Genomic DNA, 24,980 nt, shown 5'->3' with positions numbered 1-24,980 from the left:
GGCGACGTCGCGACCACGGTCAACATCACCTGAACAGCTCCGACATGCTCGTGGAAGGACAGTCCCGCGGGCCGTCCACCTCGGCCCTCACAGTGCCGCCGGGCGGCCTCTCAGCTCGTGGAACCCGGGCGTCGCGGCGACCAGGACGACCCCGTCCCACAGCCGGCCGGCCGCCTCCCCGCGCGGCACCTCCGAGATCACCGGGCCGAAGAACGCGACGCGCTCGCCGGCCGGCCCGTCGGTAGCGATCACCGGGGTGCCGACGTGCTCGCCGACCAGCGAAATTCCTGCGGTATGCGAGGCCCGGACGGCGTCGTCGTACTCGTGCGTCCACGCCACCTCGGCCAGGTCCGGCGGTAGCCCCGCGTCGGTCAGCGCGCCCCGGAACTCGCCCCACTCGCCGCTCTCGTGCACGCGAGTGCCGTACGCGGTGAAGAAGCGCGCCAGCGCCTCCGGCCCGTGCCGGCGTTCCACCGCGGCGCACACCCGCACCGGTCCCCACAGGTAGCCGCCGGTGTCGCCTTCCGGGTCCACGTCGCGCCCCTCGTTGAGCACCGACAGGCTCATGACGTGCCAGCGCACGCCGAGCGGTCGTACCGTCGCGGCCTCGACCATCCACCGCGACGTCAGCCACGTGAACGGGCAGCTCGGGTCGAACCAGAAGTCCACGGCTCGCGCTGTCACGAGTCACCTCCGGCCAGTTCCGTGACGGCGTCGATGAGCTGCCGCCCGTTGAGCAGCGAAGCGTCGTTGTGGTCGGCGCCCTCGACCACCACGACCCGTACCGGTCCGGCGGCGTTGTCGGCGACGGCCCGGCTCTGGGCCGGTGGGACGACTGAGTCGGCCGTACCGTAGACGACCAGCGTCGGTGCGGTGATCCGGGCGATGGCGTCCCGGACCGGGAAGCGGTCGCGGGCGAGCAGCCGCACCGGCAGGAACGGGTAGTGCTCCTGGCCGGCCGCCGGCAGGTCGGTGAACGGTGACCGCAGGATCAGCCCGGCCGGCGCATGCCGGGTCGCGAGCGCCGTCACCACGGCCGCGCCCAGGCTCTCGCCGAAGTAGAGCAGGCGTTCGGTCCGCTCGGCGAGATAGGCCCGGGCCGCGTCGACGTCGCGGGCCAGCCCCGCCTCGGTCGGGCTGCCGGGGTTCCCGCCGTAGCCCCGATAGTCCACGAGCAGCACGGTGAGACCCCGGCCGGCCAGGGCCGTGGCGAGCGGCACCCGGGCGAGCCGGTTGCCGGCATTGCCGGGCGCCACGAGCACACCGATGCGCCGGTCGGTCGTTCCCGGCGGGGGCCGGACCAGCCAGGCGCCCAGGCTCAACCCGTCAGCGGTACGCAGGGAGACGTCCTCGGCCCCGGCGAGCACCTGAGCCGCGGGCGGCGGCGCCGAGCGGTCCGGGAAGTAGACCAGCCGGCGTTGCATCAGCCACGCCGCCGCGACGAGCAGCGCGAGGAGGAGCAGCACGACGAGCGCTGCCCGTACCGCAGCGGGCACCTTGACCACCGTCCCATTGTCGCCAGGCACCATGGTGTCCGTGGATATCCGGGGACCCGCACGTTACCTCTGGTGGCTCGCCAGGCAACTGAAAGGCCGGGTTCTGCTCGGCGCCATGTTCGGCTCGCTCTGGTTCGCCAGCCTCGCTCTCACGCCGTATCTGCTGTCCCAGGCCATCGATCGCGGTCTCGGTCCGCGCCGGCCGGTGGCCCTGCTCGCCTGGACGGCGGCGGTGCTGCTGATCGGCCTGTCGAGCGCGGGCCTGGGCATTATGCGGCACCGGTCGATGACCAAGTTGCGGCTGGCCGCCGCGCTGCGGACCGCCGATGCGGTGCTGAGGCACGCGATCCGGCTCGGTGCCGCGCTGCCCCGCCGGGTCACGTCCGGCGAGGTGGTCACCATCGGCATCGCCGACGTGTGGACCATCGGGCGGGCGATGAACGTCGTCGGGGTCGGGGTGGCGAGCGTGCTCGCGTACGCGGTGGTGGCCGTCCTGCTGTTCCGGACCTCGCCGCTGCTGGCCGTCGTGGTGCTGGCCGGCGTGCCGGTCCTCGCCCTGGCGGTGGGTCCGCTGCTGGTCCGGGTGCAGGCGGCCGGGGCGCGGTACCGCCGGCGGCAGGGCGCGCTGGCCGCCCAGCTCGTCGACGTGCTCACCGGCCTGCGGATCCTCAACGGGCTGGGCGGCAAGGAGGGCCACCTGGCGCGGTACCGCAGCTCCTCGGCCGGCCTGCGCGACCTGGGCTACCGGGTGGGCCGGGCGAGCAGCTGGGTCGGCGCGCTCGGCGAGGGGCTGCCCGGCGTCTTCCTCGCCGTGGTGATCTGGCTGGCGGCGCGGCAGGCGGCCGCGGGCGAACTCACGACCGGCGAGCTGATCGCGGTGTACGGCTACACGGCCATGCTGGTCATCCCGGTCAACGTCATGATCTTCTGCGGGTTCGACGTCACCCGGGGCCTGGTCGCCGCCCGGCACGTGGTCGCCTTCCTGCGCCTGCCGCCGGACGAGGTCGCCGGCCGGCCCGCCCCGGACCGGCCCGCGGTCCTGCACGATCCGGTGTCCGGGGTGTCGGCCGAACCGGGCCGGTTGACCGCGCTGGCTTCGGCCCGGCCGGCCGACGCGGCGGCGGTCCTCGAACGGCTCGGCCGGTACGGCCCGACCGACGCGACCTGGGGCGGTGTCCGGCTCGACAGCATCGCGCGGGACGAGGTGCGGTCGCGGATCCTTGTCGCCGAGCACGAGGCGGACCTGTTCGCCGATCCGTTGCGCGACGTGGTCGCCGGCCGCGACACCCCCGAGCAGGAACGCTTCCGGGCGGCGATCGAGGCCGCGGCGGCCCGCGACGTCGGTGAGCCCGACCATCCCGTGGAGTGGGGCGGCCGCAATCTCTCCGGCGGCCAGCGCCAGCGCGTACGGCTGGCCCGCGCGCTCTACCAGCAGGCGGAGATGCTGCTCGCCGCCGAGCCGACCTCGGCGGTGGACGCGCACACCGAGGCCGCGATCGCCGGACGGCTGCGGGCCGCCCGGGCGGCCCGCGGCACGGTCGTCGCGACCACCTCGCCGGCGCTGCTGGACCGCGCCGACGTCGTGCACTACCTGGTCGACGGGCGGGTGGCGGCCACCGGATCGCACCGGGACCTGCTCCGCACCGCACCCGGCTACGTCCGGCTGGTCGCCCGGGTCTTCGGGGAGGACCCGGCGTGAGTGCCGTACTGCCGATCGCCGACCGGCGTCTGGTCGTGCGGGCGGCCCGGCGGCTGCTGGCCGCCGACCGCCGCACCGTCGTGCTGATGCTCGTCCTCAACGCCCTGGCCGCGCTGGCCGGCCTGGGCGGTCCCTGGCTGCTCGGCCGGATCATCGACACGGTCACCGGCGGGCACGGCGCCGGGCGGGTGGACCGGCTGGCCCTGGCCGTGCTGGCCTGCGCCGTCGCGCAGATGCTGCTGTCCCGGTACGCCCTGACGGTCGGCTACCGCTTCGGCGAACGCACCGCCGCCCGGATCCGCGAGGAGTTCCTGCGCCGATCGCTGGACCTGCCCGCCGCGGTGGCCGAACGGGTACCGGCCGGTGACCTGACCGCCCGCGGGACGACCGATGTGGACGCTGTCGCGACGACCCTGCGGGACTCGCTGCCGGTGGTGTTCATCTCCGTCGTGCAGATGCTGCTGATCGTCGTCGCGGTGGTGGTGGTCAGCCCGCCGCTCGGAGTGGCGGGCCTGCTCGGCTTCTCCGGCATCTGGTTCGTGACCCGGTGGTACCTGCGCCGGGCCCGGGCCGCGTACCTGCGCGAAGGCGCGGCCAACTCGGTGATGGCCGACGAGCTCGCGGCCACGACGACCGGCGCCCGCACGATCGAGGCCTTCGACCTCCGCGAGCGCCGCCTGACCCGGGGACACGCGGCGATCGCGGAGACCCGGCGCACCCGGCTGGCCACGCTGGGCCTGCGGTCGGTCTTCTTCCCGCTGGTGGAGATGTCGTACGTGCTGCCGGTCGTGCTGGTGCTCCTGATCGGTGGCCGGCTGTACTTCGCCGGCTCGGTCACGCTGGGCACGGTGGCCGCGGCGTTGCTGTATCTGCGGCAGCTCGTCGGGCCGCTCGACAACATCATGCTCACGATCGAACAGTTGCAGAGCAGCGCGGCGTCGTTCGCCCGCGTCGAAGGACTCGCCGCGGTGCCCGCGGACGGCACCCGCGCGATCCGGGCGCCGGACGGCGACCGGATCGAGGTCCGGGCGGTGCGCTACGCGTACGAGTCCGGGCCGGATGTCCTGCACGACGTGGACCTGACCGTACGGCCGGGAGAACGGCTGGCGATCGTCGGCCTCTCCGGCGCCGGCAAGTCCACCCTCGCCCGCCTGATCGCCGGCGTGGACCGCCCGGACGCCGGATCGGTGACCGTGGGCGGCGTGCCCATCGCCGACCTGCCACCGGACGAGCTGCGCCGCCAGGTGGTCCTGGTGACACAGGAACACCACGTCTTCCGCGAGTCCCTGCGGGAGAACCTGATGGTGGCGGCCCCCGACGACGTGCTGCGCCGGGCGCTGAAGTCGGTCGGCGCCGACTGGGCCGACGACCTCGACCGCGACCTGGGCGAGGACCCACCGAGCGGCGGCGAGGCCCAGCAGCTGGCCCTGGCCCGGGTGGTGCTGGCCGACCCGCACACCGTCATCCTGGACGAGGCGACGGCACTGCTGGATCCCACGGCTGCCCGCAGCGCGGAACGCGCCCTGGCGGCGGTGCTGCACGACCGTACGGTCATAGCCATCGCCCACCGCCTGGAGACCTCCCACGACGCGGACCGGGTGGCGGTCATGGACGGCGGCCGGATCATCGAGCTGGGCAGCCACGACGAGCTCCTCGAGGCGGACGGCCCGTACGCAGCCCTGTGGCGCACCTGGCACGGCACGTGAGGCCCGCCTGCGGGGCACCGGCGCCGGAGGGGGCGCGCAAGGCCAGGTACGTGCATGCCGGTGGAGACCGCCAGCACCTGGCCTGTGCCCCGGCCGAGAAACTGTCCTGACAACTGCCGCGACGCTGTCGAGAACCGGTGCCTCCCGTTCGTCACCCGGAGGACGCAAGCCTTCGACCCTGAGGAGAACCCATGAGATACGCGATGCTCATCTTCGGTGACGACCGTGACTGGTCCGAGCTGTCGCCCGCCGACGAGCAGGAGCTGATGACCCAGGTCTACGGGTGGTACGAGCGGTGGCAGCCGACCGGCAAGATCGCCGAGGGCGGGGCCGAGCTGCAGGAACGGAGCACGGCGAAGACGGTGCGCGCCGGTGCGGACGGGGAGCCGGTGATCACCGATGGGCCGTACCTGGAGCTCAAGGAGGTGATCGGCGCGGTGATCATGCTGGAGTGCGACGACGCCGACGAGGCTGCGAAGATCGCGGCCACCTGGCCGCTGGGCGCGGGCATGAGCGCGGTGGAGGTGCGACCGGTGATGAGCCGGGAGTAGGGCGGTGCGGCGGGGCGCCGGTCTCACCGCCGGCGCCCCAGCTCACCCACCCGGCGCGACATGAGCTCGCGTTCGGCGGGATTCGTCGCCAGTGCCAGGGCCCGTTCCGCCGCCGCGAGGGCCTCGGCCGGCCGTTGGAGCGTGGACAGCAGGTCCGCTCGGGCGGCGTGCCACAGGTGGTAACCGGCCAGCCGCCCCGCAAGCGCGTCGACCTCTTCCAGGGCCGCGACCGGCCCGATGACGAACCGCGTGGTCACCGCCCGGTTGAGCAGCACGACCGGAGACGGGTCCAAGCTGGACAGCCGGTCGTACAGCGCGCGGACCTCGGCCCAGGGAGTGACCTCGTACGAGGCCGCCAGCGCGTGCAGCGCGGCGATACCGGCCTGGACCTGGTACGGCCCGGGCCGGCCCTGGCTCACCGCCGACCGCAGCCGCAGCGCCGCCCGTCCGATCGCGGCCCTGTCCCACAGCTGCCGGTCCTGCCGTTCGAGCAGCACGATGCGCCCCCACGAGTCGAACCGCGCGGCGGCGCGGCTCTGCTGCAGCTCCAGCAGGGCGGTCAAGCCGGCCACCTCGGGCTCGCGGGGCAGCAGCGCGGCCAGCTGGCGGGCCAACTCCACGCCCTCGCGGGCCAGCTCCCGCCGCTGGGCGGACCGGCCACTGGACAGATAGCCCTCGTTGAACACCAGATAGATGACGGCGAGCACGGCCGGCAGCCGATCCGCGTACTCATCCGGCTGCGGCACCTCGAACCGGATCCCGCTCGCCCGCAGCTGGCGTTTGGCCCGGCTGAGCCGCTGCGCCATGGTCGGCAGCGGCACCAGGAACGCGGCGGCGATCTCGGCCGTGCTGAGACCGCTCGCGGCGTACAGGGTCAGCGCGACCCGGGCCGGCTGCGGGAGATCGGGATGGCAGCACGCGAAGATCGTGGCCAGGCGGTCGTCGACGCCCGGCGTCGGCGCCGGTTCGGCCGCTACCTGGGCCGCTTTGGCCCGGCCGGCCGCGTCGCGGCGCAGCCGGTCCAGCGCCTTGCGCCACCCGGTCGTGACCAGCCAGCCGGGAGGATTGTCCGGTACGCCGTCCTCAGGCCAGCGCTTGAGCGCCTCGGCCAGTGCGTCGGACAGCGCCTCCTCGGCCCGCCCGAAATCACCGAGCCGCCGGGCGAGCGCGCCGAGCATGCCGGCGGCATCCGCCCGCCAGACCCGGTCGACCAGAGCGGCCACGTCCTCCACTGCACCAGGCTATTCCGTCAGTACTCCACCGCGAGCCTCCCGCGATCCCCGCTCCCCGGCTCACGCATCCAGTGCTGTCCCGTTGTCCAGCCGACCAGTCGACGTCCTCCGGCCGGCGTGCCGCCTGCGCTGAACCGGCCGCCCGCGACGACGTACCCGAGTCCGGTCACGGCCGGGCTCAGCCTGGTCCGGACGGCTTCCGGCGCGGTAGCGAGATCGGCGTGGAACCCCTCGATCAGCGGTCTCGGATCACCTGCGCCGGGGAGGGACAGACAAAAGACGAGGTGCCGCCAGGCGTACGCGACGTCTTTGATCGTCGTCAAGGGGCGGGGATTGCGGTCGATGCGCGAGGTGATGCGCAGGACCATGGCGAAGGTGCGCCGAGCCGTCCCCGCCCACCCGTCGGCGGGAGTGACACCCACAGAGTGGGCGAGCGTGGCCAGGTTGTGCGTGGTCAGGATCTGCGCCTGCTCGATCACCGTGCCGTTGGCCGCGACCCCGCTGTGCCCGCGGGCGGCTCCTGCCCGGCCCCGGCACAGCGCATCGAACGCGGCGCTGCTGGAGCCCCGTTCGCCCGGTTCGTCAGGCTCGGGCAGAGCAGGGTAGTCGATGTCGTAGTAGCGGGCGTAGACGCTGTCGGTCAGCAGTTCCCCCGCCAGGCGGGCAGCACGCACAAACTTGGGGGAGAACCGGCCCATGAAGATGTCCGCGGCCAGCTCCTCGACCCACGGCAGATCAGCACCGGATTCCCGGGACAGCGCGGCGAACTCCCGCACGAGTGGGTTGGGCGGCAGCGTGGCGGGAAACCCGTCGAGCGCCAACTCGCCGAGCCGACGCAGGGTGGCGTGTGCCTCCCGGCGGGTGTCGTCACCCGCCTCCCGGTGCGGGCGGAGCGCCCGCACCCAGGGCAGTTCGGTCAACCGCACCTGGTGCTGCAGGTCTACCAACAGCAGCGACCGGCGGTTGCGGAAGGCGCGGTAGGTCGCTGCCATCAGCGTCCGCAGCGCGGGGTCGGAGTACGCGGCGGCGCTGGTCTCGGCGGCAAGCTGCGGCACGAGTTCCGCCAGTACCTCAGCCGACGGCAACACCCCCGCATCGAGCAACTCATCCACCCGGCCGGCCATCGCGCGCCGCACGACCCGCCGGATCGGCTCGGGAACTGGTGTGCCGGCCGGGACCGGGTGGGTGTCTGCCTCGGCCTCGGTCACCGGGCCACAGACTTCGTGCACCTGACGGATCCCCGCCTCCGGGTCGAGCCCGGACAGCCGGGCCACCACCACCCGGGCCAAGAGGTGATGGGCGGGTATGGCCGCCTCCCGGACCTGAACGAGCCGCAGCGCCGCATGCTCCGGCGAGCCGGGCCGTCCCCTCCGCGCCACCGTCGAGTCGACCGCATGACGCAGCATCCCGCGGCGCCGATCCGTCAGCCTGCCGCCACCGGTGATGTCCCGGGTGGCGGCGAGCAGGATGGCGAGGTTCTCCTTGGGCCGGCGATGCTTGCCGCACCGGGTGTGGGCAGCGGCGAGCGCTTCGTATCGGTCAAGCAGATCCCCGGCCCGACCCTCCCAGCCAGGAGGAAAGACGGCCGCCACCGCGTGGCCGGCCCGGGTTTCCAGCCACAACGCCAGCATCTGGTCGGCGAACGGGTTCCACACCGTCACCGCCTCACGCATCGCCTCCACCCGGGCGTTCTCCCGTCGCCCGGCCAGCGCGGCTCCCACCTCGCCGGCGCCGGCCCGCCACACGACAGACGGGTCCTGCCGCCTGACCGGATCCGGCACCGGCGTGAAGCACAACCGCGAGGCGAACGGGCCGATCTCATCCAACAGACCCAGCGCCCGGGCCCGGTCACCGGCCCGGAGGAGCCAGGCCACCGCGAGCAGGGCAGCTTGCTCGGGGAACTCCAATCGGTAGCCGCCGCTGTCCAGCAGCGTGCACAGCTCCGCCTGACCGGCGTCAGTCAGGTAATGGGCGAAGACCGCGCCCCGTTCGCTGCCGACCGCCGTCTCGTGTGGGCGCATCGACCCACCTGCCGCCGGCGTACCGGTGGCGAACCCACCTCGAAGAACCTGAGGCGTCGCCCACGCCGGGAGCCCGGCCACCGGCGTACGGGAACCGACCGTCACCCTGCCCGACGCCATCCCCGCCAGCACCTGTGACCAGCGCCGTACGCGCTCCTCGGCGCGCGCCCGGGTACCCGCGTCCTCGTGCGTCAACGCGGTCACGAATGCGGACGCGAGCTGCCCCCTGGTGTAGGTGGCACCCACCTCGTCGTTCTTCATGCCGGCGTGGCGGGCTCCGCCCCCGCGCCCTCCGGGTCCGAAGCCCGGTGCTCTGCTGACTGAGCTACACGCCGTCGGGCCCGAGTCGATCGAGGCCGTCAGTAGACCCTATGGCGCCTGGGCAAGACGGCAACGCATTTGTGCGGACAGACGGGGGCTGCGTTGCGGGCAACAAGAACGGCCTCGACCGCAGGTGAACACCTGGGCGAGGCCATCGTGAACTGTGCGCCACGTAGGACTTGAACCTACAACCCGCGGATGAAGAGTCCACTGTCGGCCGTGCTGCCGGGTACGTTACTGCGCCGTTCGGCACCGGCATGTACGGTTTCGTGGCGTCGCCAGGCCCGGGTTCATCGGCAGGTTGCTGGACCGGTGAAGGCCCCACACACCCCCGTCCGGGTGGGGCTGGCTACGGACGGAGCAGTCGGATGAGCATGTCGGTCATTTCCGGGCCCAGCGTGTCACGCACAACGGGACCTTCCTCGGCGGCATGCTCCAGTACGCCTCGGGCCAGGATTCCCAGCCACGTTCCGATACGGTCCGGTGTGCGGTCGGTGCGTATCGTGCCCTGTTCTTGGCCCGCGGCCACCAGTTCGGTCAGGACCTCTCGGGTCAACTGCGCCTCGGCTCGTAGCGCCGCAGCAACCTCAGCGTTGTCCGGCACGGCGCCGAGAACCGCGATGAACCCGGCCAAGTTCTCGTCGGAGGCTTCGTCGAGGACGTGTTCGCGCCACTGATCAAGGGCCGCGACGGCGTCTCGGGCCGCTGTGTCGCGGATGCGTTCGAAGACCTCGCGTGTGCGTTGCAGGCCGTCTTCAAGAACCGCGCCCAGCACGGCTGCCTTGGTCGGGAAGTAGTGGAAGAACGTGCCCGACGAGACGCCGGCGACCTTGCAGATCTGTGCCGTGGTGCTGCGCTCATAGCCGTGCTGGGCCATGCACCGATAGGCCGCATCGATGATGTCGGCACGGCGAGCCGTGCGCCGGATGGCGGACATGACCGATCTCCTGTTCTTCTTCCGATCAACCACAGACTAGAGTGCCCACTCTAGAGCAGGTACTCTAGAAGGGTGCGAGCCAGAGATCCGGGCATTTCGACCGACGAGCCGCAACGTCTGCGGGATGCGCCGTCGCTGAGCCGGCCCCGGCTGCTGACCAGCCTGACGCTGGGGATGATCGTGATCCTCGGAGTCTATGGTGGGCCGCCGGTCGACCGCCTGGGCGGCATAGATCTGCGGTTCGGGCTTTCCGGGCCGCTGTCCGGTGATCCATGGAAGTGGCTCGGAGCGGCGGTGCTGATAGCGCTGGTGTTCGTCGTGGAACGCCGGGGCTGGTACTCCCTGCTGATCCGTAAGCCGAGCGGGCGTGACCTGGAATGGGTGCTGTACGCCTTCGGCATCGTGATGGTGTGGTCCTGGCTGGCCGGCCGATTCGCACCGCAGGGCGACAACGAAGGCGTCACGGTCATCGTCGACCTCGGGATCGTCGGGGTGATCATGCTGATCGTCACAGCCGCCGTGACGGAGGAGATCGTCTATCGGGGATTTCTGGCGGAGCGGCTCGGTGCCCTGTTCGGTCGTCGGCGATGGGCCCGGCCGCTCGGCGCCGCGTTGAGCCTCGCTGCTTTCATCCTGCCGCACATCGCCTTTTTCGGGCCCTCCTGGCTGTTGCACCAGTTGCCCGGAGCACTCGCAGTCGCGAGCATCGCCTTACTCAGGCGGAACCTTCCGGCGGCCATGTTGCTCCACCTACTGATCAATCTCCCGATCCTGATTCCCACTGTTCAGGGTGTCGCCTGACAGCGCGATCCCACGATTCGGCGCAGCTCACCGAGGGACACGATGCACTGTCATAGCCGATGTGAGTGCGCACCCGCGGCCCGGATACTGCCGGCAAGGGCGTATGACGTCCGGCTCATGGCGTTCCTCGCGGGCTCGACTGGTTCAAGGAAATAGGCTGACCTGAAGGTTGAGCGCCGGCATGCCGCAGTCGTGTCAGCCGATTGTCACCAGATGCCGAAGGTCGTCCCGGTTGCCGGAGAGCAGGATCGTCGCGTGGCCGTCCGTCAGGGATAGTTCGACGCATTCTGTGGTTCGGTCAAGCAGCCAACCCGCTGGGCGGCAACCTCCGCCCCATCCGCCGGCCCTGAGGTGCCTCCTCACTTCCAGGTACAGGTCTTGGCCAACGGTGACCCGTTCACCCGGCTGGCGGCCGGGTTCGGCGTCGGCACCGCAACCGCCTGGTGCTACGCGATCACCCTGCTCACCGCCGCCGCCGCCGCAGCCGACGACCTGACTGCGGCCATGACTCGGATCCGCCGGCTGGCCTACGCCATCCTCGACGGCACCCTGATCCCGATCGACCGTGTCGCCGATCAGAGCCGTACTACTCCGGAAAACACAAACGGCACATTCTGGCCCTGCATCACATCGAGAACCCAGTTCACGGCAGTTGAAAAAGTGCTGACTGTTGACAAGGTCGTTAGGGGTCCCGTCGCGAGGACTCAGACTCGGTGGAAGGTAAATCGCCCGGTCGTGAGGAAGTAGGGCGAGGGCGCTGGCGGACGCCGCCTGGCGCGCAGCCTGCTGAGCGCGGCGCGCCACCACGGGGTCGGGGTGTGGGTACCCGTGGCGAACACATGCAGTGTGTCGCTTTCGGCCACCATGGCCGGACCGCACACCCCGGCGGCGTACCAGTCCTCGGCACCGGTATCTGTGTCGAGCAGCCGTCGCAGCGGGGACCACGCGGCACGCTCGCCCAGGGTCGCAGCCTCGGTGAGCCAAAGACCCTGCCCGGGGAACGGTGTCGTGCCGTACAAGTTCGTTCCCCGGGCGAGCACCATCCGCCAGCCCTCAGCCCTACTGGAAACCGCGTTGTCGAAGAATCCCTCCTCCAAGGTCGCGAACGTCTCGGGCGCTTCCCAGCGGATGCCATCGTCGCTTTCGGTGTACCGCAGCTCGTAGTCGGGCTGCTCGCCGCGGCCAGTCTCGCCGATCGCCGAAAGGAACCACATCCGCCATCGCCCGTCGGCGTGCAGGACCAACGGCTCAAGGGCGCTGGGTCGTGCTGCGTCTCCGGTCAGTACCGGGCCCGGCAGACGATGCCAGGCGCCGTCGCGGTGTTCGAGACAACCGATGGCGTACCTGCTGTCGGGCCCGGTGATCTTCCGCGAGCCCCTTCCCGCGTAGTAAATGCGTTCGACGTCAGGCCCCTTGACGTAGCTCGGCGTGTGCATGCCTGCCGCATCCCAGGCACGCCGATCTGGTGGGGCACCCAGCTCCACCGCGCGCTTCCGCCGGTCGATGATCAGATTCCACGAATCATCGGTGATGGCTGCGTCGGCGGGCAGCCGGGCCTCGACGATGCGTACCACAAAGCGGGTCGTGAAGGCGCCGAGGAACATCGTCCAGGTCCCGTCGCGCAGATGCACGTCCGGGTCGCTGACTCCCATGAGCCCGTGACCAGGCCGCGGATCGCCGAACATGCTGAACAGCGGAGACGCCTCAGCCAGAAGCCACTCGCTCATCAAAGCTCAGGGTGTCACAGCTCCGTTTATGCGGCAAACATGTCGGCCAGCGGCTACAGCCAGCTCCCAGCCTCCAGATCAAGGCCCGGATTTGTATTCCCCTGATGTCAGCGCTAGTCGGCGGACGTGGCTCCACCACCCATGCCGCAGACCTCCCCGCACACCCCCGATTCCGGCTCCGATCGCCCGCTCATCGGGCTGTTCCTCGTCCCTCCGCACCGCCGCGACGCGCCGCTGGCCGACGCGGCGACCTGGTACGGACTCGACCCGCAGCGCCTCGCCTGGCTGATCCGGCACTACACCCGCGACGGCGACGTCGTGCTGGACCTCGACAACCACCCCATCGTCGCCCGCGCCGCCCGGTACCTGCACCGCCGCCCGGTCACCATCACCGCCGACGGTGACCACACCCAGGTCCGGCTCACCGATGACCGGCCCGCCCGCGCCCGCAGCCGTCCTCGGCATCGGCCGCACCACCGCCTACCAACTCGCTTCATCGTCGGCGTCCCACACCTGCTGCGCGCCATCGGAGTCACTGAGACCGCCGGCTGACCGCCGCCCGGCCCGAGCCGGGACCGCCGCGCCGAGGGGCGGCACACCGGCAGAGACCACCGGTCTGACCAGGTACCCGACCTCGCCTTCGACGCCGCCGAAAAGGCCGCCGCCAGCGTGCCTCGCCAGCGACACCTCAAGGCCGTCAGCTGAGGCCGGCTCCGGGCCTGACCGTGGCAGGACGCGTTCAGGCCCGGAGCCTTTGCCCCCTGCCAGCGGGCAGGCGCGATCAGCCTCCGCCGCGCGACGGTCCTCGTCGGCACGCACCCGATGCTCGTCCGCCGCACCATCGCCACGACGGGCCAACTGATCATGTATCGCCGCTGGACGGTCATGGTGTCGGGGTACGGATTCCGGGCAGAGTCGGGTACCAGATCTCTGTACATCAGCGGCGTACCTGGTCTGTCCGTGAGCCTGTGCACCCGTTGGGCGGGTGTCGGCGGACGGCGAATGCCGAATTTCTAGGTTTGATTGTTGAGTGCCTGTCCGGCTTTCTCGAGGATGCCTGATGCCGTGAAAGGCTTTTCGATGAGGACGACGTCGGGGTCGAGTTTGCCTTCTGAGGCCAGGACGGGTTGGGCGTATCCGGACATGAAGATGACTTCAATGTTTGGTTTGATCATGCGGATCCTGTCGGCGACTTCCTTGCCGAGCATGGTCGGCATGACGACGTCGGTCAGCAGGAGGTGGATGTCGCCGTCGTGCTCAGCGGCGAGCCTGATGGCCTCGGGCCCGTCTGCGGCGGTGATGACGTGGTAGCCGCCGCGGGTGAAGATCCGGCCGGTGACCTCGCGGAGCGCCTCCTGGTCATCGACGATCAGCACAGTTTCCCCTGCCGGGGTGTGTTGATAGCGCGGGGCTTCTTCGATCGGTAGGGCGACCTCGTCGGTGACGGGCACCAGCACGGTGAAGGTGGTACCTGCGCCGGGCTGCGACTGGATCGTGATGGTGCCTTCTGCTTGGGCGACGATCCCGTACACCGTGGAGAGCCCGAGGCCGGTGCCGGCGCCTTCGGATTTGGTGGTGAAGAATGGTTCGAAGGCGTGTTCGATGACATCGGCGGGCATGCCCGTGCCGGTGTCGCTGACCTGTAGCCGGACGTGTCGGCCCCCGTGTTGGGTGGCTGTTCCGTCCGCTGGGGTATCGATGATGACGTTGGCGGTGTCGATGCTCAGGGTGCCGCCCGCGCTCATCGCGTCGCGCGCGTTCACTGCGAGGTTGACGAGTACCTGCTCGATCTGGCCGGGGTCGGCCAGCACCGGCCACAGGTCCGCGGCCAGATCGGTGCGGAGCAGCACGTCGGCGCCGATGGTGCGCCGCAGGAGTTCCTCTACGTCGGTGACGGTTTGGTTGAGCTCCAGTACCCGCGGTTGGACGATCTCGCGGCGGGCGAAGGCGAGCAGCTGGTGGGTCAGGGCGGTGGCCCGTTCCGCGGCGCGTTGGATCTGCCCCATGTCACGGCCGGCCGACTCCAGTTCCGGTGCGGGCCCGGCGAGTTCGTCGGCGATGAGTTCGGGGTAGTTGAGGATCACCGCGAGGAGATTGTTGAAGTCGTGGGCGATCCCACCGGCGAGTTGGCCCAGGACTTCGAGGCGCTGAGTCTGGTGCAGCTGCGACTGCAGGTTGCTCCAGTCATGGTGGGCGCGGGACCGCCCGGTGTCCATCGCGCTCTGGAAGCGGTCCTGGGCGGCCTGGACCTGGAGCTGTTCCTCCGCGCGCTGTTCGCCCATCCGGGCTTGGAACAGGTCTTGGGCTTCGTAGACCTGCACGCGTTCCTTCGCGCGTTCGTCGCCCATCGCGACCTGGAACCGGTCCTGGGCGGCCTGAACCTGTACCCGTTCCCGCGCGCGCTCCTCGCCCATCCGGATCTGGAACCGGTCCTGGGCCTGCTGTACCTGCACGCGTTCGTTCGCGTACTCGGCTTCGATATTGGCCTGGAAACGTTGGTCCCAGTCGCTCTGGGTCCGATATTTCAACCCGTCGACGTGCGTCACCGCAGATCGTGCCCCGGCGTGGTGGGCCTGCTGTGGTTCGTTGGTCCGCTGCGTGATGCTGACCGTCCCGACGACCGCACCGGTGTTGTCACGGACCGGCGCGACGGTCAATGACAACTCGATCGATGTCCTGTCACGGCAGATCCGTTGCGTGTCGCGCCCGTCCACCTGTTCGCCGGCCATGACCCGGCACATGATCGCCGCCTCCTCCACCCGGCGCTCCGGCGGAATCAGGATGTCGGCGTCTTGCCCGATCAGCTCGTGCGAAGGGTAGCCATACAGCTCGACCGCGGCCCGGTTGCAGCTGTTGACGATTCCGGCGTTGGTCGTCCCGACGATCGCGTCCTGAAACGACTCGATGATCGACGTCAAGTCGACCTGATGGACGGCGACCTGCGTGGCTCCGGGCAGTTCGGCCATGATGAACCCACTAGACCGCCAACAGGTCCGGGCCCTGGTTGAAGCGGTCCTCACCAGGAACACGTCGGAGGTCGGGCGTCCAACCTCCGACCGAATACTACACCTTACCGACGTTCCTCGCTAAACGGGCAAACGCCACGCCATGGGTTAAAGGTGGCATCCTCCTCACGGTCGTAAGCCCATCCCATTTCAACCCGTTCGAGTGATGTGCCGGCAACCTTCACGGTCATCACGAGCTCAGCGCTGTGCTCGGCACATCCGCACCCACAACGGGGGTCAATGAGGTCCGAACGGCAGGACGTGCTCGATGACATGTCTCGTGAGACCACCCCAATTCTGGCGAACGGCGGGATCGGCAGCTCGGCGAGCCTGTTCCCGGTCGCTCGGGGTGGTGGTGAGCCGCTCTGTGCGCTGGCGGCGGCTCGGCCGCCAGCTCGCGGCTGAGCTCGCGGAAGTCGATGCCGCTATGGACTCGGCGGCGTACGCGGCTCTGCACTGCACCTCGTACGCCGACACATGGGCCAGCGTGTCGGGAACTGGGCGGCATCTAGCCTCGCGGAAGCCACGAATCCGGGCGCTGGCGGCGACCGTTTCGCCCGGTGAGTTGGATCACCATGGGGCCGCCATGACGGCGAATGCCGCCCCCTGTCGCCAGGTGCCAGCGTCTCCAGATCACGCATGGATCACGCATTCGTCCACAGGGACGAAAAATGGCCCTGACCAGACGTAAAACGCCTGTTCGGGGCCATAATCTACTGTGCGCCGCGTAGGACTTGAACCTACAACCCGCGGATTAAGAGTCCACTGCAGGCCGTGCCGCCCGGTACGTTGCAGTGTCGTTCTGTACCGGAATTTACGGCTCAGTGGTGTCGCCAGGCCCGGCCTTCTATCGGCCGGTGCCAGGCAGGGTTGACCCACACCAGGACCGTCGATCACGCATGGATCACACCAGGGGCCTGGCGACGGTTGCCCGGCAGGCGGGCACGACGCCTCGATGCGTCTGGCGATCAGAGCGCTGGCCTCGCCAGTGCATTCATCTAAGGCGTGTTTCGTAAGTCGGGCTGGCCGGTTGAAGTCACGGCGTGGCGATGATCGATAACTGAAGAGGTCTCCGGTATCTGGTTCTGCGACCAAGCAAGAACTTCATACCGGAGACCTCGTGGCCACCTTAGCGGTGACGAGGCGGCATGACCTGACCGACGCGCAGTGGGCTGTCCTGGCCCCGCTGCTGCCTGCGCCGTCGGGCACGGGTCGGCCGCCGAAGTGGGAGAAACGGCAGCTCATCAACGGGATCCGGTGGCGGATCCGGATCGGTGCACCGTGGCGCGACGTGCCCGCCGAGTACGCGCCCTGGCCGACGATCTACGGACTGTTCCGCCGCTGGCAGCGTGACGGGACCTGGGAGCGGATCCTGTCAGCCCTGCAGGCCCAGGGCGACGCACAAGGACGGATCGCCTGGAGGGTCAGCGTGGACTCGATGACCAGCCGCGCTCATCAGCACGCCGCGGGTGCCCGCACCGACGGGCATCTGCAGAAGGAACCACCCGGCGGTGTTCATGACGAGCCGGCCGATCACGGGCTGGGCCGTTCCCGGGGCGGGCTGACCACCAAGACGCACCTGGCCTGTGAACAGGGCCAGAAAGTCCTGTCCTGCATTGTCACCGCCGGGCACCGCGGCGACAGCCCGCAGTTCATCCCGGTCCTGCGCCGTATCCGGGTGAACAGGCTCGGTGTCGGCCGGGCCCGGTCACGTCCGGTGCTGGTACTGGCCGACAAGGCCTACACCAGCCGCGCCAACCGCCGTTATCTGCGCTCGCGCGGGATCAAGGCTTGCATCCCGAGTAAGAAAGATCAGGACGCCCACCGCAAGGCCAAAGGCTCCCGCAGCGGACGTCCGCCCGCGTTCGACGCGCAGCTCTACCGGCTACGCCACGCTGTCGAGAACGGCATCGCCCGGCTGAAACGCCACCGCGGTGTTGCCACCCGCTACGACAAGTTAGCCGTCCGCTTCCCAGCCGTCCTGACCATCACCATCATCAGCGAGTGGCTCTGACCTGCTTATAAAACACGCCTTAGCCGATGTGAGTGCGCGCACCCGCGGCCCGGGTACTTGCCGGCAAGGGCGTATGACGTCCGGCTCATGGCGTTCCTCGCGGGCTCGACTGGTTCAAGGAATAGGGCTGACCTGAAGGTTGAGCGCCGGCATACCGCAGATCGTGTCAGCCGATTGTCACCAGATGCCGAAGGTCGTCCCGGTTGCCGGAGAGCAGGATCGTCGCCTGGCCGTCCGTCAGGGACACTTCGACGCATTCTGTGGTTCGGTCAAGCAGCCAACCAGCCGGGCGGCAACCTCCACCCCATCCGCCGGCCCTGAGGTGCCTCCTCACTTCCAAGTACAGGTCTTGGCCAGTCTCATCTGGCCTGCCGGTGACCGTGATCGTCCGCGTGCACGACCCCGGGCCGCAGTCACCATCGTCTACTGGGTTGACCGTGGCACGCAGGCCGTCCGGCAGCGGCAGCACCGTGTCCGCCGAGGGAAAGAACGGCCCCGGTCGCCACAGCAGCGCGAAGCAACACAGGACAGCAAACAGCCAGCCGGCGAGTAGGTAGGCCGACGCTATTACTCGGGTCTGCCTACTCGGACCGAGTCGACGTCGCTCCACCAAGCGGGAAAGAATCACCGTCGCCAGGGCAAGCACTAAGCAGCTGAGCAGAATCTCACGGCCGCCGCGCGGCAGGAAGTAGATGAGCATGACCGCGACGGCGGTCAGGCCAGCCAGAATCAGTGCCGCCGACCACCGGACCCGCGGCACTCGCGACATCAGCAACCAGAGCAGCAGCACAGGACCGACGGCGATCAATACCAAGAGCACGGAACTGATCCTGCCAAGCAGGCGCAATCCCGGGCACCGGAGACACGGCTACCCGTGCTGCTCGCCTCCGCGTAGTGCTGCACCTGGACGACGCCATGGCCCCCCTTCGCTCACGCAGTGGTCCTGAGGAGCGAAGCGACGGCGTCATGTGCGCCCTCGGGTAGATGTACATCGTCGAGATCCACGACAGCCACGGCAGCGGCCAGGCGTTGTCGCACCTCCGGCATGGCTGACCATGCCGCAGCCGGCAGCCGCAGGACGGCCCACAACAGGTCACCGGGGTAGTAGTCGCCTTCGGCGTGCGGGTCGGCTGCCAAGACATCGACGGCGAGGGGCAGCAGGATGGGCACCGCTATCTCCTGCCCGAGCATGATCCGAAGATCCTCGACGGTGAACTGCTCAAGAGGCTTACGCCTCAGCTCGGTGCAGCGTTGAACCAGGAACGAGGCATCGGCAGGAACCGTCCCCCAGCCCCTGCCCTCGATCTGCTGGATCGTTGTCATCGGATCACTGTAGCCACGACGACAAACGCCTAGACTATGCCTTCGACCTCGCCCTGTGGCCTGTTGACGAAGTCGAGGCAGGTTGCATCCCTGCCTGACGGACGAGGCAAACGCGTAGACGTCAGATGCACCGTCATGCCGCCGATGACGCGTGCGGGTGATCGCCGTACGACCGTCGGAGTGCCGGGCGGCGGCCATCGCTCAGGGAGGACCTCACGGCAGGGGGGTGTCGGCGTGGACGCTGCGGCTCGAGAGGGACTGTCGGATCTGCCCGCTTGATCTGCCTCAGGCATCGCGCGCGCCAGGTTTCCTCCCGGCCCGTGCCCGGTCCTCGGCCGGGGCTCAGCAGTCACGCTTGCGTTTCAGACGGCTGGTCAGCAGGTCCGCCCGGGTAGGAGCCGAAGGTCAACGGCAGCTATCTGAGCCAACTCATTCACGCTGTTGGAATGCTCGTACTGCTCCGGTAAACGAGTGCACGGATTCGCGATGACCGTGCATCCTGCCTGGTACCTCACTGCTGAATTCAATGTTGTTCAATGCAGAACTCATTGCCTTCGGGGTCGCGCAGGGTTACCCAGCCGCGATCCTCGGGACCGCGGTGATCCTCGTGGATCGTGGCGCCGAGACTGACGGCCCGCTCGACCTCCTCGTTGCGGGACCGCCCGTCGGGCTTCCAATCGAGGTGGACCCGGTTCTTGGCCGAACGCGGCTCGGGGACCCGGACGAACAGCAGACCCGGCACCGGGTCCGGCGCTTCGACGAGCACCTCGTCGTCGCCCGGCTGATCGATTCCGGAAATCGGCCAGCCGGTCAACCGGCTCCAGAAGGTGGCCAGCCCATACGGGTCCGCGCAATCGATCGTTACGTGACGCAGTCTCATTCGCAGCACCGTAGGCCGTCATCAGACCGGCAACAACTGCAATTGACGTCGCCAGCCGCGCCGCGTGTCCCGGATCGGCACGGACGGGCGGCTGGTGCACACATCTAGCCGCTGATAGGGGGTGATGGTTCGGCGGCGGCGGACAGCGTGTCTGTCTCGACCAGGGTTGCTCTCATGGTGGCGTAGGCCTGATCTGGGGTGTCACCACTCGCGGTGATCCACGGCAGGGGCAGTCCCCACGAGAAGGTGTAAGCCGCGTCGCAGCAGGTCTGTCGAACGGGCAGCAACGCAGCGAGCGCTGAACCGATCAGCGTGGTGGCGCAGCCCGCCAGCCAGCCTGCTCGGCCGGCGTGCGGACGCAGCCATGGCAGCCCGAGCAGGAGTGTCCCGGCCAGAGTCAGGACTACGGCAAAAACCAAGAGAGGCACATCGACCGGGGTTACCGCCGCCAGGCTGACCACACCCGCCACCATGCCGACAGCGACCGTGCCGACGCCGACTACCAGTCGCGACAGTGCCGCGGCTGCCGCCTTCCGCGGCTTACCGCCGTCTCGGTACTCCGCCGGACCCTCGCCCGGAGGATCTGTCGTTGACCCGCTCGGCGAACTCATCGTTTGAGTATCCCGCCCCTGTCCGGCGCTGCCTGACTGAGCCGGGAACCCGGGTCGTCTGGCTGATCTGCCGCCGAGAACGCGCGGACGGCTCGAAGGCGCGTGGAGCCAACGGTGTGCCGCGCCCTACCAGGGGATCAATCGCCGCACCAACTGGACCTCAGGCATCGTGGGCTAGCAGTTGTCCAGCGTTCGACCTCACCTGACAGCTGAGCTTCAGATTTCGGATGCCACGGTTTCGGCGCAACGGACGCTCACCCGGTCGGCGGCCCTCGACGCCTCGATGCGGCCGGCGTCAGAACGCGGGCCTCGCCGGCGCATTAATCTGCCGATGTGAGTGCGTTGGGAAAGCCCTTGCATGACGAGGGCAGGCGCCCGCCGGTACCGTCGGCCCGATGAATCTGAACCTCGTCGGCAGCGTTCCGGAAGGGCTAACCCGGCGTGCCCGGTCGTTCGTCTCTTCGGACGGCGTCCGAGCTGATCTGCCTGACGCCGAACAGCACCGATCCTTCTGGGAGGAACTCGGCATCCCGGAGATCGAGATAGACCGCGTCGTGGCGTTTCAGCGGCGCTGGGGCGGCCTGGTCCTGCCGCCGGCGCCGGAATACGACGGCGGCCCCAGGTATTTTGACGTCGATACTCCGGATGGCAGCCCGGCGACGGCGCTGAACGGCTCCGTCGTACACGGGTGGTGGTTTGAGGCGGGATCGCAGCGAACAGCGGTGCCGTACCTGTTCATGATTGGCCCAGCGGGTGAGTTCGGGATTCACGCTCAACGGTGGGTACCGCTGCACGCGAGTGTCGAGGGCTGGATCGAGTCGCTTGCCTTGGCATACCACGCCAGGATGTGGGCGAAGCAGATCAAGAAGGTCGCCGGCGAGGCGGTTGACGCCCTCAACCTGGACGACTTTCAGCCGGTGCCGGAGGTGCAGGGTCTGGCGGACAACTGGTGGCGGGGAACCGATTCGCTGATAGCTGTCTACGTGGGCGATGGTGCATGCGATGGCGCGCCGGCCTCCCGCACTGCCTGGATCTATTCGGGCCTGGACGACTGGGGACTCTACGGCGGGGTGGAGCGATCACTTCAATAGTTACGCCACAACAGGTTCGGCCTTTGGCGTCACGTGACGCGCAGATCTGCCGCTGACAACGTGCGTTCAAGGAAGTGAGTGGCCCGGCTCGTCGTCATCGGGAGACCAGTAGATCGTCGCGGACCACCACGGACCGTCCGCCGTCATCTCCTAGGAGACCCTCAGATCGAGGATGTCCATGGGGTCGAGGTCGCGCTTCTCGATCTCGTCGGCAATCCGCCGCAGCAGCCTCGGAAGGTAGGTGCTGCCGTCATCACGCGGGCTCGTCAGGCTGAAGCGACGGGACGTCCACCATTCGGTCATCCCTGGACTTTGAGGCATGGTCCGATTTCTCAGTACGCCCTAATCTGCCGCCGACCGTGCGCGCCGGCTACCGAGCGCTGTCACGCGGTGTGATCCGCGCCAGCCCGGCTAGGCCGCACGCTCGTGCCGAGGAGCGGGCGCAGCTTCATGGCGCAAATCGCTTGCACTTGTCGGACTCCGGGGTGACCGTGACGACTGTGACAGACCAGATTGATGCCCTGAAACTGCCACCCAGCCTCTCTTCCGAGCACCGCGACATGCTCGCGGGCTTGGTACGTCGCAACGAAGCGGACTACGGAGAGGACCTCTTGGGAATGGTCTTGTCCGGCTCGGCAGGCCGGGGCATGGCGACGGAGAGGTCCGATATCGATGTCTTCACCGTGCTCACCGACACCGGCGGACGCAGGCCCCAGACGAGCCGTTCCGCGGCACTGGACGAGACCATCGTCGCGATCTCTGACCTCGAGCGCGTGCCGCCATTCGGCACCGAGGGATGGTGGTATCGCTGGTCGTTTGCTTGGGCACCGATGCTGTTGGATCGCACCGAAGGGCGGTTGGCATCCGCGCTTCATCGGCAAGCCACGGTCACTGCCGATGAAGCCGAATCGATTCTCGTCGAGCATGACCGGCTCGACGGCTGGCTCAACTTCGCCTATCGCACTCTCAAGAACGATCGCGACGGACGATCGCTGGAACGACGCCTGGACGCCGCCGAGTCGATGCCTTGGCTCCTGGACGTCATCTTCACACTGGAAGGACGGGTGCGCCCCTACCACAAGTACCTTCCCTGGGAACTCCGCCAGCACCCCCTTACCCTCTGGCACGCCGGGGAACTGCTCGCCTTGCTGACCGCCACCCTGGATGGTGACCCATCAGCGATCCGGGCGACTTTCCAGCGTGTCGAAACGGCGTGTGCGGCCTTCGACAGTCAGGTCGCGGTCCCCGTCCTTACACCTGTCATCGAGAGCTGGGGCGACGAGTTGCAGATCCTGAGGCACTGAACCATGCGGCATTGGCGTCCGCGCTCGTGACTTGCGTTCTCCGCGCGCCATCAACGCGGCTTACTCACATGCCGCCGACAAGGCGCGGTCGAAGCCTGGTCTCGCTGATGTCTCACCCGTGTTCGCGTACGTCGGGATGGCTGCCCGCCTACAACGGGCGTCGCTGATCCCACCATGTCTCCCGGTTGACGCCCAGGTCATCGGCATCGACGCGATCGTCGCACGCGGTCGAGACCGGTACGACGCCGCCGCGGCGGCCTTGAACTCCACGGGATAGTGCTTGTTCGCCATCTTGTCCCAGGACTCCTGATCTACCTGGAACCTCAAGATCCTAGGTTCGAAGTGTCCAAGATCAGGGGGCAAGGCCCGTCTATCTCCGCCGAGCTGATCCAGACGCGTTGGGCGGTTTGGGCCAGCCGTTGACCGCGACGCGGGGCAGCCTCTACGACCACCTCGCGACCTGACAGAGCTGCTCGGACCGGCAAACCGTGTGCCCGGGCACGCAGGTGGTTAGGACCATGTCTTGTGTAGCAACAAGCCGTTGTCGTCCACGCCGAAGACGTCGATCCGGTTCTGCGCCCACGACGCGGCACCCGGGGTCATGTTCAGGCCCTGCTCGCCGCCACCGAGGTTCTGCCATGACTTCCACGTGCCGTTGGAGAACCAGGCGTGGCCGAGGTCGCGGTTGAGTGTCTTGCCGAAGAGGTCGATGCGGCCCGGCCCCCACGACACCGCTCCCACGCCCGACGGAAAGTCACCGCCCCGGTCGCTCCAGCCCGACCAGCCGCCGCTGTAGGTGCGCTGCCAGATCCGCCTGGTGGCGGTGTTGACGGCGAACAAGTCGGTGCGTCCAGGGCCCCACGACACCGCACTCGGGGCACTGAGACCGGCCAGGCTGCCCAGGTCCTGCCACGGCTGCCAGGTTCCGTCGGCGAACCTCAGCCGGACCAGCCGCGCGCCGGCGCTGCGCGCGAAGACGTCCAGCTTTCCTGGCCCCCACGAGACCACCGCCGGGGTCCCGGTGATCGCACCGCCCAAGTCCTGCCACTGTTTCCAGGTGCCGTTGGAGAACCACTTGTGGCCCAGACGGCCGTTGTCAGCGGTGACGAACAGGTCGATCCGGCCGCTGCCCCAGGACACCGCCGCGGGACCGCCGGTGAGCCAGTCGCCGGGCAGAACCCCCAGGTCCTTCCACCGCTGCCAGCGGCCGTCGGTGAAGACCCGGTGCGCCAGCCGGTTCGTGTCCTTGCCGGTCGTGTCGAGCCCGCGGGCGAAAACGTCCAACCTGCCGGGTTCCCACGACGTCACCGCCGGGTTGGAGATCAACGATCCGCCCCGCCCGACCCACGGCGACCAGGAACTCGCGCGAGCCGGGGTGGCCACCGCCACGGACGACACGACCAGGGCGCACACCATCGCGGCGCGCCGCCATACCTTTTCTCGCCGCATGTTCCGCTCTCGTCGCCCAGCGCTACAAAGTCTTCACTATGAGCGACCAAGCTTAGTCGACCGGAGCGGCGGAAGGATGGATGACACCCGACGGTCAGGCGAGGAAGCTCTCCTGTATGTCGTGGTCGTAGAGGACCATCTCCCCGATCGCGTAGGCCCGCGAGCCGATGTGCCGCGACTCGTCGGCCGCGTCCCAGATTTCGACCATGGCGTTGAGCTGCTCGAACGAGTCGACCTTGGAGACCTTCTCTGAACTAGCGAGCGGGCGCGCGTCCCTCCCCGGAGGTAAGGGAAGCGAGAATGAGCGGATGAGTGATCATCAGCTTTGCCGTCTCTCCGGTAGTGACGGCGAACTGGAGCTTGCCGGCCCGCCAGCCGCGCTCCGTGCCCTCGGCCAGCGGCTCCGCCAGTTTGGTGCGACACCTCGGACTGCCCGACCTCTCGAGGTAGCGATTTCCGGCGGCTCTGTGGTGCAGGAGGTGACCGGCGGCCCGCTGCTCGTCGGCCTGCGAGATGCGACCACGTTGCATGTTTCAGGCGGCCACGAATACCTCGACATCTTGTGGGACGCGCTCGACGGCGTGGCGCACCTGGCCGAGACCGCGGACGACCGGGGCGTGAACCGGCATCAGCACATCGAGCACTTTCCAGGAGACGAGCACCGATCGCCGGACTCCATCCCCTTGGTCATCGTGGCCGACTGGCCGCAGGAGCCGATCCCGGTGCCGCGTTGACCTCGGGACTCTTGCTGTTGCTCAGTTCAGCTGCGCGCGCTTGAGATGGTGATAAGTCATTGAGCCCTTTTCATCCTG

The 24,980-nt window shown here is 68.9% G+C and carries 22 protein-coding genes, 2 tRNA genes and 1 pseudogene; 10 read left to right on the top strand and 15 right to left on the bottom strand.

Annotated features, from left to right (window positions below; translation table 11 throughout):
* Positions 1-87: 87 nt before the first annotated feature.
* Complete coding sequence (locus Aau02nite_RS36190) at positions 88-684, bottom strand: mycothiol-dependent nitroreductase Rv2466c family protein (RefSeq protein ID WP_212993133.1); 597 nt, start codon at positions 682-684, stop codon at positions 88-90.
* The gene (locus Aau02nite_RS36185) at positions 681-1,505 is read right to left on the bottom strand and encodes an alpha/beta hydrolase (protein ID WP_246595696.1); all 825 of its coding nucleotides are present in this window, start codon (positions 1,503-1,505) and stop codon (positions 681-683) included. The genes Aau02nite_RS36190 and Aau02nite_RS36185 overlap by 4 nt, the downstream gene beginning before the upstream one ends.
* Positions 1,506-1,611: 106 nt before the next feature.
* Here Aau02nite_RS36185 and Aau02nite_RS36180 point away from each other — a divergent pair, with 106 nt between their 5' ends.
* The 3 genes from Aau02nite_RS36180 to Aau02nite_RS36170 all read left to right on the top strand — a co-directional run bounded on the left by Aau02nite_RS36180 (position 1,612) and on the right by Aau02nite_RS36170 (position 5,452).
* Complete coding sequence (locus Aau02nite_RS36180; protein WP_212993155.1) at positions 1,612-3,195, top strand: ABC transporter transmembrane domain-containing protein; 1,584 nt, start codon at positions 1,612-1,614, stop codon at positions 3,193-3,195.
* Entirely contained in the window at positions 3,192-4,901 is a 1,710-nt protein-coding gene (locus Aau02nite_RS36175; protein WP_246595695.1) for an ABC transporter ATP-binding protein, read from the top strand. The genes Aau02nite_RS36180 and Aau02nite_RS36175 overlap by 4 nt, the downstream gene beginning before the upstream one ends.
* A 191-nt stretch (positions 4,902-5,092) precedes the next feature.
* Positions 5,093-5,452, top strand: coding sequence for a YciI family protein (locus tag Aau02nite_RS36170; protein WP_212993131.1), 360 nt, complete (start codon positions 5,093-5,095; stop codon positions 5,450-5,452).
* A 23-nt stretch (positions 5,453-5,475) separates the two neighbouring features.
* Here the strand turns inward: Aau02nite_RS36170 and Aau02nite_RS36165 are convergent, their stop codons facing one another.
* The 4 genes from Aau02nite_RS36165 to Aau02nite_RS36150 form a co-directional block, all read right to left on the bottom strand.
* Positions 5,476-6,684, bottom strand: a complete 1,209-nt coding sequence (locus Aau02nite_RS36165) for an RNA polymerase sigma factor (protein WP_246595694.1) — start codon at positions 6,682-6,684, stop codon at positions 5,476-5,478.
* A 17-nt stretch (positions 6,685-6,701) separates the two neighbouring features.
* Positions 6,702-8,966, bottom strand: coding sequence for a hypothetical protein (locus Aau02nite_RS36160; RefSeq protein ID WP_212993130.1), 2,265 nt, complete (start codon positions 8,964-8,966; stop codon positions 6,702-6,704).
* 1 nt (position 8,967) lies between these two features.
* A tRNA-Arg gene (locus tag Aau02nite_RS36155) sits at positions 8,968-9,040 on the bottom strand.
* Positions 9,041-9,375: 335 nt separating this feature from the next.
* On the bottom strand, positions 9,376-9,963 hold the full coding sequence (locus Aau02nite_RS36150) for a TetR/AcrR family transcriptional regulator (protein WP_212993129.1): 588 nt from the start codon (positions 9,961-9,963) through the stop codon (positions 9,376-9,378).
* 72 nt (positions 9,964-10,035) lie between these two features.
* On the opposite strand from Aau02nite_RS36150, the gene Aau02nite_RS36145 reads away from it, so the two are divergent.
* Together Aau02nite_RS36145 and Aau02nite_RS36140 are read left to right on the top strand one after the other, a co-directional pair.
* Complete coding sequence (locus Aau02nite_RS36145; RefSeq protein ID WP_212993128.1) at positions 10,036-10,764, top strand: CPBP family intramembrane glutamic endopeptidase; 729 nt, start codon at positions 10,036-10,038, stop codon at positions 10,762-10,764.
* A gap of 378 nt (positions 10,765-11,142) precedes the next feature.
* Positions 11,143-11,375: pseudogene (locus tag Aau02nite_RS36140) on the top strand (IS5/IS1182 family transposase); the annotation flags it as partial.
* Between the two features lie 93 nt (positions 11,376-11,468).
* Here Aau02nite_RS36140 and Aau02nite_RS36135 read toward each other — a convergent pair.
* Complete coding sequence (locus tag Aau02nite_RS36135; protein WP_212993127.1) at positions 11,469-12,491, bottom strand: glycoside hydrolase family protein; 1,023 nt, start codon at positions 12,489-12,491, stop codon at positions 11,469-11,471.
* 126 nt (positions 12,492-12,617) lie between these two features.
* Here Aau02nite_RS36135 and Aau02nite_RS48130 point away from each other — a divergent pair, with 126 nt between their 5' ends.
* Entirely contained in the window at positions 12,618-13,043 is a 426-nt protein-coding gene (locus Aau02nite_RS48130) for a hypothetical protein (protein ID WP_212993126.1), read from the top strand.
* Positions 13,044-13,504: 461 nt separating this feature from the next.
* Here Aau02nite_RS48130 and Aau02nite_RS36125 read toward each other — a convergent pair whose 3' ends face one another.
* On the bottom strand, positions 13,505-15,457 hold the full coding sequence (locus tag Aau02nite_RS36125) for a hybrid sensor histidine kinase/response regulator (protein WP_212993125.1): 1,953 nt from the start codon (positions 15,455-15,457) through the stop codon (positions 13,505-13,507).
* A gap of 757 nt (positions 15,458-16,214) precedes the next feature.
* Positions 16,215-16,320: transfer RNA gene (locus Aau02nite_RS36120), tRNA-Leu, on the bottom strand.
* A gap of 296 nt (positions 16,321-16,616) precedes the next feature.
* On the opposite strand from Aau02nite_RS36120, the gene Aau02nite_RS36115 reads away from it, so the two are divergent.
* The gene (locus Aau02nite_RS36115) at positions 16,617-17,510 is read left to right on the top strand and encodes an IS5 family transposase (RefSeq protein WP_212993124.1); all 894 of its coding nucleotides are present in this window, start codon (positions 16,617-16,619) and stop codon (positions 17,508-17,510) included.
* A 166-nt stretch (positions 17,511-17,676) separates the two neighbouring features.
* Here the strand turns inward: Aau02nite_RS36115 and Aau02nite_RS36110 are convergent, their stop codons facing one another.
* The 4 genes from Aau02nite_RS36110 to Aau02nite_RS36095 all read right to left on the bottom strand — a co-directional run bounded on the left by Aau02nite_RS36110 (position 17,677) and on the right by Aau02nite_RS36095 (position 20,174).
* Positions 17,677-18,330: a hypothetical protein gene (locus Aau02nite_RS36110; protein WP_212993123.1), complete on the bottom strand. Its 654-nt coding sequence runs from the start codon at positions 18,328-18,330 to the stop codon at positions 17,677-17,679.
* Positions 18,331-18,440: 110 nt separating this feature from the next.
* Complete coding sequence (locus tag Aau02nite_RS36105) at positions 18,441-18,833, bottom strand: contact-dependent growth inhibition system immunity protein (protein ID WP_212993122.1); 393 nt, start codon at positions 18,831-18,833, stop codon at positions 18,441-18,443.
* Positions 18,834-19,356: 523 nt separating this feature from the next.
* Positions 19,357-19,713: a VOC family protein gene (locus tag Aau02nite_RS36100; protein ID WP_212993121.1), complete on the bottom strand. Its 357-nt coding sequence runs from the start codon at positions 19,711-19,713 to the stop codon at positions 19,357-19,359.
* Positions 19,714-19,817: 104 nt separating this feature from the next.
* Positions 19,818-20,174 carry a hypothetical protein gene (locus Aau02nite_RS36095; RefSeq protein ID WP_212993120.1) on the bottom strand — a complete coding sequence of 119 codons (357 nt, stop codon included), beginning with the start codon at positions 20,172-20,174 and terminating at the stop codon, positions 19,818-19,820.
* 545 nt (positions 20,175-20,719) lie between these two features.
* On the opposite strand from Aau02nite_RS36095, the gene Aau02nite_RS36090 reads away from it, so the two are divergent.
* The gene (locus tag Aau02nite_RS36090; RefSeq protein ID WP_212993119.1) at positions 20,720-21,415 is read left to right on the top strand and encodes a hypothetical protein; all 696 of its coding nucleotides are present in this window, start codon (positions 20,720-20,722) and stop codon (positions 21,413-21,415) included.
* A gap of 150 nt (positions 21,416-21,565) precedes the next feature.
* Here the strand turns inward: Aau02nite_RS36090 and Aau02nite_RS36085 are convergent, their stop codons facing one another.
* Entirely contained in the window at positions 21,566-21,718 is a 153-nt protein-coding gene (locus tag Aau02nite_RS36085; RefSeq protein ID WP_212993118.1) for a hypothetical protein, read from the bottom strand.
* Between the two features lie 197 nt (positions 21,719-21,915).
* Here Aau02nite_RS36085 and Aau02nite_RS36080 point away from each other — a divergent pair, with 197 nt between their 5' ends.
* Entirely contained in the window at positions 21,916-22,719 is an 804-nt protein-coding gene (locus Aau02nite_RS36080) for a nucleotidyltransferase family protein (RefSeq protein ID WP_212993117.1), read from the top strand.
* 510 nt (positions 22,720-23,229) lie between these two features.
* On the opposite strand, the gene Aau02nite_RS36075 is transcribed toward Aau02nite_RS36080, so the two are convergent.
* The gene (locus Aau02nite_RS36075; RefSeq protein ID WP_212993116.1) at positions 23,230-24,168 is read right to left on the bottom strand and encodes a PLL family lectin; all 939 of its coding nucleotides are present in this window, start codon (positions 24,166-24,168) and stop codon (positions 23,230-23,232) included.
* A gap of 308 nt (positions 24,169-24,476) precedes the next feature.
* On the opposite strand from Aau02nite_RS36075, the gene Aau02nite_RS36070 reads away from it, so the two are divergent.
* On the top strand, positions 24,477-24,902 hold the full coding sequence (locus tag Aau02nite_RS36070) for an Imm32 family immunity protein (RefSeq protein ID WP_212993115.1): 426 nt from the start codon (positions 24,477-24,479) through the stop codon (positions 24,900-24,902).
* Positions 24,903-24,980 lie beyond the last annotated feature (78 nt).

It is taken from the genome of Actinoplanes auranticolor (assembly GCF_018332655.1).
Lineage (GTDB): Bacteria > Actinomycetota > Actinomycetes > Mycobacteriales > Micromonosporaceae > Actinoplanes > Actinoplanes auranticolor.
Note: the sequence above shows the minus strand (reverse complement) of the source record. Positions and strands in the feature narration are given on the sequence as shown.

Excerpts from the sequence above, each read along its gene's own strand:
- Aau02nite_RS36180 (WP_212993155.1), top strand. The coding sequence starts at position 1,612 with ATGTTCGGCTCGCTCTGGTTCGCCAGCCTCGCTCTCACGCCGTATCTG.
- Aau02nite_RS36170 (WP_212993131.1), top strand. The coding sequence starts at position 5,093 with ATGAGATACGCGATGCTCATCTTCGGTGACGACCGTGACTGGTCCGAG.
- Aau02nite_RS36160 (WP_212993130.1), bottom strand. The coding sequence starts at position 8,966 with ATGAAGAACGACGAGGTGGGTGCCACCTACACCAGGGGGCAGCTCGCG.
- Aau02nite_RS36150 (WP_212993129.1), bottom strand. The coding sequence starts at position 9,963 with ATGTCCGCCATCCGGCGCACGGCTCGCCGTGCCGACATCATCGATGCG.
- Aau02nite_RS36135 (WP_212993127.1), bottom strand. The coding sequence starts at position 12,491 with ATGAGCGAGTGGCTTCTGGCTGAGGCGTCTCCGCTGTTCAGCATGTTC.
- Aau02nite_RS36125 (WP_212993125.1), bottom strand. The coding sequence starts at position 15,457 with ATGGCCGAACTGCCCGGAGCCACGCAGGTCGCCGTCCATCAGGTCGAC.
- Aau02nite_RS36105 (WP_212993122.1), bottom strand. The coding sequence starts at position 18,833 with ATGACAACGATCCAGCAGATCGAGGGCAGGGGCTGGGGGACGGTTCCT.
- Aau02nite_RS36100 (WP_212993121.1), bottom strand. The coding sequence starts at position 19,713 with ATGAGACTGCGTCACGTAACGATCGATTGCGCGGACCCGTATGGGCTG.
- Aau02nite_RS36090 (WP_212993119.1), top strand. The coding sequence starts at position 20,720 with ATGAATCTGAACCTCGTCGGCAGCGTTCCGGAAGGGCTAACCCGGCGT.
- Aau02nite_RS36085 (WP_212993118.1), bottom strand. The coding sequence starts at position 21,718 with ATGACCGAATGGTGGACGTCCCGTCGCTTCAGCCTGACGAGCCCGCGT.
- Aau02nite_RS36075 (WP_212993116.1), bottom strand. The coding sequence starts at position 24,168 with ATGCGGCGAGAAAAGGTATGGCGGCGCGCCGCGATGGTGTGCGCCCTG.
- Aau02nite_RS36070 (WP_212993115.1), top strand. The coding sequence starts at position 24,477 with ATGAGTGATCATCAGCTTTGCCGTCTCTCCGGTAGTGACGGCGAACTG.